Annotated in this window: 13 protein-coding genes; 5 read left to right on the top strand and 8 right to left on the bottom strand. The window is 68.3% G+C overall.

Annotated elements, in window-relative coordinates; genetic code table 11:
- Together VM681_08160 and VM681_08155 are read right to left on the bottom strand one after the other, a co-directional pair.
- Positions 1-518: right-handed parallel beta-helix repeat-containing protein (locus VM681_08160; protein HVL87958.1), on the bottom strand; the 518-nt coding region annotated here is incomplete at its 3' end.
- Positions 519-812: 294 nt separating this feature from the next.
- Positions 813-1,133 carry a hypothetical protein gene (locus tag VM681_08155; protein HVL87957.1) on the bottom strand — a complete coding sequence of 107 codons (321 nt, stop codon included), beginning with the start codon at positions 1,131-1,133 and terminating at the stop codon, positions 813-815.
- 146 nt (positions 1,134-1,279) lie between these two features.
- On the opposite strand from VM681_08155, the gene VM681_08150 reads away from it, so the two are divergent.
- Positions 1,280-2,284, top strand: a complete 1,005-nt coding sequence (locus VM681_08150) for a rhomboid family intramembrane serine protease (protein HVL87956.1) — start codon at positions 1,280-1,282, stop codon at positions 2,282-2,284.
- A gap of 3 nt (positions 2,285-2,287) precedes the next feature.
- Here the strand turns inward: VM681_08150 and VM681_08145 are convergent, their stop codons facing one another.
- Positions 2,288-2,578 carry a hypothetical protein gene (locus VM681_08145; protein HVL87955.1) on the bottom strand — a complete coding sequence of 97 codons (291 nt, stop codon included), beginning with the start codon at positions 2,576-2,578 and terminating at the stop codon, positions 2,288-2,290.
- A gap of 2 nt (positions 2,579-2,580) precedes the next feature.
- Positions 2,581-3,417 (bottom strand): NAD+ synthase, encoded by an 837-nt coding sequence (locus VM681_08140; protein HVL87954.1) that lies wholly within the window; start codon positions 3,415-3,417, stop codon positions 2,581-2,583.
- 39 nt (positions 3,418-3,456) lie between these two features.
- Between VM681_08140 and VM681_08135 the strand changes: the two genes are divergently transcribed.
- The 3 genes from VM681_08135 to VM681_08125 all read left to right on the top strand — a co-directional run bounded on the left by VM681_08135 (position 3,457) and on the right by VM681_08125 (position 6,035).
- Complete coding sequence (locus VM681_08135; protein ID HVL87953.1) at positions 3,457-4,314, top strand: carbon-nitrogen hydrolase family protein; 858 nt, start codon at positions 3,457-3,459, stop codon at positions 4,312-4,314.
- Between the two features lie 85 nt (positions 4,315-4,399).
- Positions 4,400-5,071 carry a diphthine--ammonia ligase gene (locus VM681_08130; protein HVL87952.1) on the top strand — a complete coding sequence of 224 codons (672 nt, stop codon included), beginning with the start codon at positions 4,400-4,402 and terminating at the stop codon, positions 5,069-5,071.
- Positions 5,072-5,117: 46 nt separating this feature from the next.
- Positions 5,118-6,035 (top strand): PfkB family carbohydrate kinase, encoded by a 918-nt coding sequence (locus VM681_08125; protein HVL87951.1) that lies wholly within the window; start codon positions 5,118-5,120, stop codon positions 6,033-6,035.
- A gap of 2 nt (positions 6,036-6,037) precedes the next feature.
- Here the strand turns inward: VM681_08125 and VM681_08120 are convergent, their stop codons facing one another.
- From VM681_08120 to VM681_08105, 4 genes are all read right to left on the bottom strand, one after another.
- A complete protein-coding gene (locus VM681_08120) occupies positions 6,038-6,268 on the bottom strand; it encodes a hypothetical protein (GenBank protein HVL87950.1) in 231 nt (76 codons plus the stop codon).
- Between the two features lie 55 nt (positions 6,269-6,323).
- Positions 6,324-7,619, bottom strand: a complete 1,296-nt coding sequence (locus VM681_08115; GenBank protein ID HVL87949.1) for an amidohydrolase — start codon at positions 7,617-7,619, stop codon at positions 6,324-6,326.
- A gap of 36 nt (positions 7,620-7,655) precedes the next feature.
- Positions 7,656-8,363, bottom strand: a complete 708-nt coding sequence (locus VM681_08110) for a hypothetical protein (protein HVL87948.1) — start codon at positions 8,361-8,363, stop codon at positions 7,656-7,658.
- 66 nt (positions 8,364-8,429) lie between these two features.
- Complete coding sequence (locus VM681_08105; GenBank protein HVL87947.1) at positions 8,430-8,834, bottom strand: hypothetical protein; 405 nt, start codon at positions 8,832-8,834, stop codon at positions 8,430-8,432.
- 263 nt (positions 8,835-9,097) lie between these two features.
- Here VM681_08105 and VM681_08100 point away from each other — a divergent pair.
- On the top strand, positions 9,098-9,468 hold a 371-nt coding region (locus VM681_08100), incomplete at its 3' end, for a tRNA 4-thiouridine(8) synthase ThiI (GenBank protein ID HVL87946.1).

Here is a 9,468-nt window from a genome sequence, read left to right as displayed (position 1 = left end):
CCCGCGTTCCCGGAAATGACATTTCCTTCAATGCGGTTGGGCGTAGGTTCCACCGAACCCACGTCGTAAAAGTACACGCCTACGCCGCTGTTGTTGGCGATCGTGTTGTTGCGAATGAAGATGCGGTCGCTGTCCCGGGTTACGACTGTGATTCCATTGAAGTCGTTATTCATGATTTGATTTCCTCGCACTAGGACGTCGGCTGCCGAAATCACTAGTGCATCGTCGCCTCTGTTCGATCGAACGACCGAGTCGATTACCGTGATGTTCGAGGAAGAAAAGGCCTGAATCCCACCATCCCCATTGTTTTCGACGAGAACGCCTTCCACGCGGATATTGCTCGCTTCCCGGATGAGAATACCGACGTTCATATTCCGGATCCAAACATCGCGAATGAGGAGATGTTTTGTTGTAAATCGGACGTCAATGCCATGTAATCCAGGCCGTCGGCCAATGTCCAGTCTCTCAATCACATAGGGATCGGAGGCCGTGCCGCAGCCACGAACAACCCCCACCACGGGATTACCTCGACACGGAGCGAGTTCGAGACTGAATGGTGTCCCACTGTCGCGATCAATTATGATCCCCACAAATGGCACGTAGGGCCGGGACGCGGCGTCACTGATTACCGCGAAAGAAGGAAGAACAACGATAAGGGCAACTAGGCCCTGCGGGAATGGTCGCATTCACCTTCGCGACGTCGTCGGACCGAATATTCCTTCTCGTCGGCTCGTCTCTGTAACCGGCGCGCGTGAAATGGAACGGCGGCGCGGGAAGATGCCCGCGGGCCTCTCTCCTGCTCCGTGCGCCCTTCACGCAAACGACGGATCGAAATTCTTGCCGTCGGTTTCGGGGCGGGGGGCGGCCTCTTCGAGGAAGATCTCGCTGATGGTGGGAAGCGGGATCATGCGGACGCCTTCCTTGTCCTCGAGCATGAGGTGCTCGAGGCTGCCGAGGTACTGGACGCCCGAGTAGGTGCCCTTGTCCGTGACGCACGTGAGGACGCCGTCGACGACGTACCGGCGCTCGACGCGGATGATGTCGCCGAGGTAGATCGACGCGGGCGAGGGGATCGCGTTCGCCTGTGGCTCGGCGGCCGTCTTCTTGGCCGGGGGCTTCCTCTTGGCGGGCATCGGCTCCTGTTTCGGCGCGCAAGCAGCATATAAGGCCCGCTCAGGGCTTCTCGCCTGAATCAGGCCTCGCCCTTCCTGCTCCCGGAAGCCCTGGGGACCTTGGGTATCCGGGAAACGGTTTAAGGGAGTGGAACCTTCGCGCCTCGATGGCCATCCTTCCCGAAAGCCCCCTTTCCATGCTCGCGCTGGGGGTGATCGTTGTCGGGATCGCGTTGACGGCGTGGCGCCGGTTCCCGTGGACGTACTCGTTTGCGGCCATCATCCTCGTCGTGTTCGTGCTGCAGATCCTGGCCGGGCCCCTGCGGGAGTTGTGCACCTACTGGGGCGCCATGGTCGGCGGCCGGCCCATCGTCCACGACTGCATCACCTTCGAGCTTGGCTTCCGCTCGCCCGCTTTCCTGTCCGCCCAGCAATGGTGGTCCCCCCTCTCGGCAACCTTCGTGCACGGCGGCCTGCTGCATCTCATTGGAAACCTGATTTTCCTCTACATCTTCGGCTCGCGCCTCGAGGACCGCATCGGTCCCACCCGGTTCGCGGCCGTCTTTCTGCTGGCCGGCGCCGCCGGCGCGCTTGCGACGATCCCCGTCGTGGAGCTTGGCGTGAGCCCGACGCTCACGCTCCTTGCCGACATCCTGCCGACCGTGGGCGCCTCGGGGGCCATCTTCGGCCTCATCGGCGTCACGATCTTCCTCTTCCCGCGCGAGATGGTCCCCGTGCCCGTGCCGCTTGGCTTCATCGCGATCTTCGTGAACATGCCCGCCTACCTCGCGGGCGCGGCGTACCTCGGGTTCGAGGTGCTGCGCCTGTTCATGAACACGAACGTCGCCTGGTGGGGCCACCTCGGCGGATTCCTCCTGGGCGCCGCCATGGTGCCCTACCTGCGGGCGCGCCTTGTCCCCGCGTTCCGCCAGCGTCGCCCCGTGGACGTCGAGCGGCTGCGCCCGCTTGCCGCCTCGCACCAGGCGCACGAGGTCCTCGCCCAGGTCGAGCTTCTCAACCAGCCGCGCACGCGCGACGACCGCGAGTTCCAGGAAGCGTGGCTGGAGCGGTTCTTCGGGATGGCCCAATGCCCCGCCTGCGGGCAGAAGGATCTTGCCCTGCGCGGATCGAGCGCGGAGAGCGCGTGCGGGTATCGCGTCGAGTTCCGCTGACCGCTACCGCGACATCCGCCGCTGCATCTCGGCCGGGAAGTCCGGAAAGTAGCGCTGCACGTCGCTCACGTCGAAGGCTCGCAGGATGGACTCCTTGGGCTCGCGCGCGAGAAGGAACCGGAACGTCTCCTCGAGGAGGACCTCCGGCGGCTGCGAGAGCCCGCCCAGGCGCTGGCGGTCCGGCTTCGACAGCGTGACCTTGTGCTTGGTCCGGCTCGTGCCCTCGACGACCATCACGTCGGCCTTCCACCCGTCGATCGTCTCCTTGAGCCACACTTGGATCTCCGCGCGCACGCCTACGCCCCCCGGGAAGGCGGCACGCGCCAGTCGAGCCCCGGCGTGCGAAAGCCGATCTTGGGCACGATCAAGCCCGCGCGCTTGTGCTGGCTTTGCTCCACCATGCGGTGCACCTTGTCCACCTTTGCCGCCGACAATCCGGTCCGCGCGCGCGCCTGCTCCCGCGAGAGCCCGTCCTCGATGCACGCGAGGACGGCGTCGAGCTCGGCGTAGCGGATTCCCATCTCCTTCTCGTCGGTCTGCCCGGCCCACAATCCGGCCGTGGGCGGCTTCGCGAGGACCGGCTTTGGAAGGTCCATCGCGCGCGCGAGCCCGCGCACCTGCGTCTTGTAGAGATCGCCGATGGGATGCAGGTCGCCCGCGCCGTCGCCGAACTTCGTGAAGTAACCCGTGAGGATCTCGCTCTTGTTGCCCGTGCCGGCGACGACAAACGAGAGAGCGTTTGCGTGCTGGTAGAGAAGCAGCATCCGGGCGCGCGCCTTGAGGTTCGCCCGCGCGCGGTCGTTCAAGCGGTGCCCGCAGGCCTCGCGAGCGGCGGCGAGCACGCCCTCGATGGAGACGCTCTCGGACCGGATGCCCAGGCGATCGACCACGAGCCGCGCGTCGCGCGCGTCGCGCGGATGCGAATCGGCCGCCGGAAGGAGAAGCCCGAGCACGCGCCGCGGGCCGACGGCCTCGGCGCACAAGGCGGCCACGAGCGCCGAGTCGATGCCGCCCGACACGCCAAGAACGATTCCCTTCGCCCGGGCCTCCCGCAGGCGGCCGGCCACGAACGAGACGATCGTGCGCCGCGCCTCGGCCGCGTCGAAGTCGGAAGGCGCCGGCGCGCGGGGCATCGGGAAAGTTCATCCCGGGGACCCTTCATGTACCTGCCGATGGGCTCGTTCCGCGCCGCCCTCCACCAGTTCGCGCCCGCCATCGCGGACAAGAAGGCGAACCTCGCCGCCTTCGAGCGCGCGGTCCGCCGGACGCGGGCCGACCTCCACGTCTTCCCCGAGCTCTCGCTCACGGGCTACTTCGCGCGCGACCTCCTGCGCACGCTTGCCGAGCCTCTCGACGGTCCGTCCGTGCAACGGGTCCGAGCGATCGCGCGGCGATCCGGCGCGCACGTCCTCTTCGGCATGCCGCGCGCCTCGGAGATCCGCGGCGTCGTCCACAACGCGGCCGTGCTCGTGGCGCCCGACGGAGAGACGTGGCACTACGACAAGATCCACCTCCCGACGTTCAGCGTCTTCGAGGAGGGCCTGTACTTCGGCCCGGGCCGCGAAACCGTTGTGGCCAAGACCGGTCTCGGGCGGCTGGGCCTTTGCATCTGCTACGACCTCTTCTTCCCGGAGGTCACAAAGACGCTCGCGCTCTCCGGCGCCGACGTGCTCGCGTGCATCTCCGCCTCGCCCAACATCTCGCGCCGCTACTTCGAGGCGGTGCTCCCCGCCCGCGCCGTCGAGACGACCTCGTGGCTTCTCTTCTGCAACATCGCCGGCATGCAGGACCAGGTCGACTTCTGGGGCGGCTCGCGCGTGCACGGGCCCCGCGGCGACGAGCGCGCGAAGGCGCCGTTGTTCGAAGCGGCCGACGTGACCGAGACGGTCGACCTTGCCGAGCTCGACGTCGCGCGCAACCGGCGTCCGGTCCTTCGGGACACCCGGCGCGACCTCTTCGGATCGCTGCCGGCGCCCTCGTCGCTTCCCAAGCGCGCGGCGCGGCGGTCGCGCGCGCGGCGGGCGCGGTAGCGAGCCGTCGCCGGGGGGGTTTACTGCGCAATTGCGCAGTAAAATGGATCGCGCCGCTTAAGCCACCGCGCGCCGTCTGCGGCTCGTGCGCGTGGCGGCCCTTTTCTCGGGAGGCAAGGACTCCACGTTTGCCGTCCACCTCGCGCAGCAGTGGGGCTTCGAGGTCACGCACCTCGTCACGCTGCTGCCGCGGAATCCCGAGAGCCACATGTTCCACGTTCCAAACCTCCGCTGGACGCCGCTTCTGGCAGAAGCCATGGACATCGAGCACGTGATGGCAAAGTCGTCCGGCGAGAAGGAGCGCGAGCTCTCCGACCTCCACCGCGCCCTTTCGGGCCTTCGCATCCGCGGCGTGGTCTCGGGCGCCGTGGCAAGCGAGTACCAGCGCACGCGCGTGGAGCGCGTCTGCCACGAGCTTCGCGTCCATTCCTACGCGCCGCTGTGGCACAAGGACGGCTCGCGTCTCGTGCGGGAGCTCATCGACGCGGGCGTGGACGCGCGCGTCGTGGCGTGCGCGGCAGAAGGGCTCGACGCGTCGTGGCTGGGCCGGAGGCTCGATCCGCAGGCGCTTTTGGACCTCGAACGGTTGAACCGCGAGAAGGGCGTCCACGTGTCGGGCGAGGGCGGCGAGTACGAGTCCATCGTGCTCGACGCGCCGTGGTTCCAAAAGCGCTTGGAGATCGTCGCTTCGCGGCCGGAGTGGCAGCGGGACTCGGGCACGCTTGTGATCCAGCAGGCCGAGCTTGCGGCCAAGTAGGCCGCGGGGCGGCAGGTTCAAATCGGCCGACGGCGTGGCGACCGCCATGAGCCCGCAGCCGGTCCTTGTCGTCGGCTCCATCGGCCTCGACGACGTCGAGACGCCCTTTGGCAAGGCGCAGGGCGTGCTTGGCGGAAGCGCCGTGTACGCAAGCGCCGCAGCCTCGTTGTTCGCGCCCGTCCGCTTCGTCGGCGTCTGCGGCGAGGACCTTCCGGCCGACGCGTTCGAGTTCCTGCGCGCGCGCGGCGTCGACCTGTCGGGTCTCGAGCGCGTGGCCGGGGGCAAGACGTTCCGGTGGGCCGGCCGGTACCACTTCGACATGAACGCGCGCGACACGCTGCTTACGGAGCTCAACACGCTTGCCACGTTCGACCCGAAGGTTCCCCCCGCGTGGCGGCAGACGCCCTTCGTGTTCCTCGGCAACCTCCTTCCCTCGATCCAGGGGAAGGTGCTCGACCAGCTGCCGTCGCGGCCCGTCCTTGCCGTCCTCGACACGATGAACTACTGGATCGAGAACGCGCCCTCCGACCTCGCGTCCGTGCTGAAGCGCGTGGACGTGCTCGTCGTGAACGACTCGGAGGCGCGAGAGCTCGCGCGCACGCCCAACCTCGTGAAGGCCGCCGCGGCCATCCGTCGCATGGGCCCCTCGTCCGTGGTCGTGAAGAAGGGCGAGCACGGCGCGCTCCTGTTCACGGACGGGCGCGTGTTCGCGGCCCCCGCCCTGCCCCTGGAGGAGGTGTTCGACCCCACCGGCGCGGGCGACGCCTTCGCGGGCGGCTTCGTGGGAAGCCTCGCCGCCGAGGGCCGCGTGGACGAGCCGTCGCTGCGCCGGGCGGTGATCGCCGGAAGCGCGGTGGCGAGCTTCTGCGTGGAGCGGTTCAGCGTGGAGGGACTCCGAGACCGCTCGCCCAAGGAGATCGAGGCGCGCATCGCGCAGTTCCGCGAGCTTGCGCACTGGAGCTAGGCTCACCTCATGCAGTTGCCGCCGCCCTCGCGGCCGATGCTCTTGACGACATGGAGAAGGTTTCCGGGCTGCGAAGGGTCGATGTGGCGAGGATCGGGATCGATGCCGCCCCAGTTCAGCGGCCAGAGCGCGACCTTCTTCTTGCATCCGGCCTCGGGATCGTGCTCGATCGGATGGGCGACCGCAACGTCGGCCAGAAGCAGAACAAGCCCAGCGACAAGGAACGCGCGCACGGGCTGCGAGCCGGGTTTCCGGAGGATAAGGTTTTCCCCATAACGGCGGAACCGTTCACGAGGCGCCGACGATTCTCGCTGCGGCCTTCTCGGCGGCCTTGATCACGCCTTCGGGCTTAAGCGTCGCGAACTTTCGGTCCCGCATGACGACTGCGCCGCCGATCACGACCGTGCGCACGTCCGTCGAGCGCGCGGCGTAGACGACTTGGCTTACGGGATCGTGCAGGGGGCGCATGCGCGGCGACGACGGGTCGAGCACGACAAGATCGGCAAGCTTGCCCGGCTCGATGGAGCCGGCTTGAAGGCCAAGGGCCTTTGCGCCGTGACGCGTGGCAAGGTCGAAGGCCGTCTGCGCGGGCAGCACGGTGGGGTCCCAACGATGCTGCTTGTGCAGAAGCGCCGCGAGCTTCATCGTCTCGAACATGTCGAGCGTGTTGTTGCTGGCCGGGCCATCGGTGCCAAGCGCGACGGACGCGCCCTCGGCCAGAAGCTCGGGAACGGGCGCGACGCCCCCCGTGGCGAGCTTGAGGTTGCTCACGGGGCAGTGCGCGACGGCGGCGCCCGAGGCGGCGATCGTCCGAACCTCCTCCTTCGTGACGTAGCCGCAATGGGCAAGCACCGTCTTGGGGCCCAGGCATCCGGCCTTCTCGAGCAGCGCGACCGGGCGAGCGCCGTGCCGGCGCTCGACGTCGTAGACCTCCGTGCGCGTCTCGGCGCAGTGGACATGGAGCGGGGCCTCGTGCTCGCGCGCGAGCTCGGCCACGCGCGCAAGCGTGGGCGGCGCGCAGGTGTACGTTGCGTGCGGCGCCACGGCGGGGGTCACGAGGGGATCGCCCTTCCAGCGCGCGAGGAACGCGCGCGCGAGCGAGGGCATCTCGTCGGGCTTGGCCTCGGGCGTGGGAAAATCGAGGAACGGGAAGCCCACCACGGCGCGGACGTTTGCGTCGCGGGCGGATTGGGCGATCTCGTTCGTGAAGAAGTACATGTCGTTGAACGCCGTCGTGCCGCCGGCGATCATCTCGAGCATCGCAAGGTCCGTGCCGGCGCGCACGTCGGCGGCCGCAAGCTTGGCCTCGGCGGGCCAGATGCGCGTCTCGAGCCACTCCTTGAGGGCGAGGTCGTCGGCGTAGCCTCGAAGGAGCGCCATGGCGGCGTGGGTGTGCGCGTTGACGAGGCCGGGGAGCACGAGCATGCCCTTGGCGTCGATCGTGGTCTTGGCCTTGAGGGAGGGCTTGGCCTTGCCGACGGAGACGATCCGGTCGCCCTCGACGAGCACGTCGGCGTTCCCGAGCACGCGGCGCTCGTCGTCCTGGGTGAGGACCGTGCCGCCCTTGAGAAGGAGCGTGGACAACGGAGACGGAACCGGCGGAGGTCGCTTGAAGGTTGCTTATCGCGCGGCTGCCGGCGCGCGCGCCTTCTCGACCTTCGTGGCGAGCACGATGGGCTCCTTCACGCTCGATTCGAGGCGTCCCAGGATGCGCACGGCCGTGCCCTTCAGGTGCGCCATGTCGTCCTGCGTGACGACCGTGGCAAGATGCCCCTGCTCCTGGACGCGCAGGAAGTAGCGGCCGTTCTTCTCGGCCGCGTCGAGCACGACGCCTCCCACCTCGACGTCGCCTTGGGGCTTGCCCGCGAGGTCGGCGATGGCGTACTTGCGCGTGAAGGGCTCCGCCGCGTCCCAGAGCTTCTTGAACTCGGACGCAAGGCGCGCGAGCATGGGCTTGTCCACGGTCCAGACCGCAAGGGTGCGGGGGTGCACGTGGCTTGCAAACACGAGCGCGGCTTCGCGGCCGACGGCGAAGTTGACGTCGACGTTCTCGGCGACGCGCACGTTGGCGGCGCGGAGGATCTCGGGCGGGGGCTCGACGCCGCGCGGCAGGATCACGCGCGCGCCGCGGGGGACGGTGAGGCCCTCGATGCGGGTGGCGACGATGCGCGGTTGCTGTCCTTCCTGAAGCACTTCGGAGAGGCTCCACATGTTCGTGAGCTTGGACTCCTCCCGGTTCCGGATTCGGCGCATGCCGACCTCCATGGCCAGGAAGGTCCCCACCACGCCGAGGGCAAAGCCTAGCGCGACTGGAACGAGATCGATCATCCCATCACCCGCTGCTTCCGGTAGGCCGGCCCCCGGCAAAAAGGATGCCTGGAACCGGCGATTCCCTCAAACGAGCACTTTCGCGTGTCCGCACACGGGACAGCGCGCCTTGACCGGGCGCCGCGCGGAAAGGGTGAGGGACGTCCCGCACTTCCCGCACTTGCCCAAGGTCCGCTTCCCCGCGTCCAGCGAGCGAAGGATGGGGCCCGCAAGCGGAAGCTGTTCCATGCGGAGCGGTCGCCCGGCGACCGCGACGCGCGGACGCGCGGCCGGAGCGCCTGTCGCCACGGCGCGGAGCGCTTCGCGCCTGGGGGTGTTCCGGGCCGGGCGAAGGAGGACGGCGGCGAGCGCGCCTATGGCCAAGACCGCGGCAAGGCCGGCGCCGACGGTGAATCCGCCGAACCACCCGCCGACGACGATCGCCGAGACGGCGCACAGCGAGAACGAGAGATCGCGAAGGCTCACGTGCATCCCAAACGATCAAGGATTCGCGAATGGAAATAATTTTGGAAACGCGCCGCGAGCAGGCGACCGGGCTTCACCCGCTCCAGCGGAAGCTTCGGCTGGCGCCCCTTCCGGCTTGATATGGCCGGCCGGCCATCCGGGGATGGGAGCGGGACCGTCGTTTCGGTGCCGTCCTGAATCACCCCCCGGGCGGGCCCACCTTCTTCCCGCCCGAACCTGCTGCCCGATCCGCCGAAAACGCTTTCGTCGGCCGGCGTGTCCCCCCTTTCGTGCGCGTCCTGCTCCTCCTCTCCGGCGGCTTCGACAGCCCCGTCGCCGCGCGCCTGCTCCAACGAGACGGCCACGAGGTCGAAGCGCTGCACTTCTCGCTCGAGCCCTTCACGGACGGGCGTCCGACGGAGAAGTGCATCCGGCTCGCGGGCCTGCTTGGCTTGCGGCGCCTGCGCGTCGTGGACGCAGGCGAGCTCTTCGCCGACATCGCGCGCGAGGGCAAGCGGCGATACTACTTCGTCCTCTCGAAGGTCTTCATGCTCAAGACGGCCGAGGCGTTGGCCCGCCGGGAGGGCTTCGATGCCCTGGCCACCGGCGAAAGCCTGGGCCAAGTGTCGAGCCAGACGCTGCCGCATCTTTCCTTCCTGGC

The sequence above is a fragment of the Candidatus Thermoplasmatota archaeon genome, assembly GCA_035541015.1.
Lineage (GTDB): Archaea > Thermoplasmatota > SW-10-69-26 > JACQPN01 > JAIVGT01 > DATLFM01.
The sequence above is the reverse complement of the archived record's forward strand: the minus strand, read 5'-3'. Positions and strand labels throughout refer to the sequence as shown.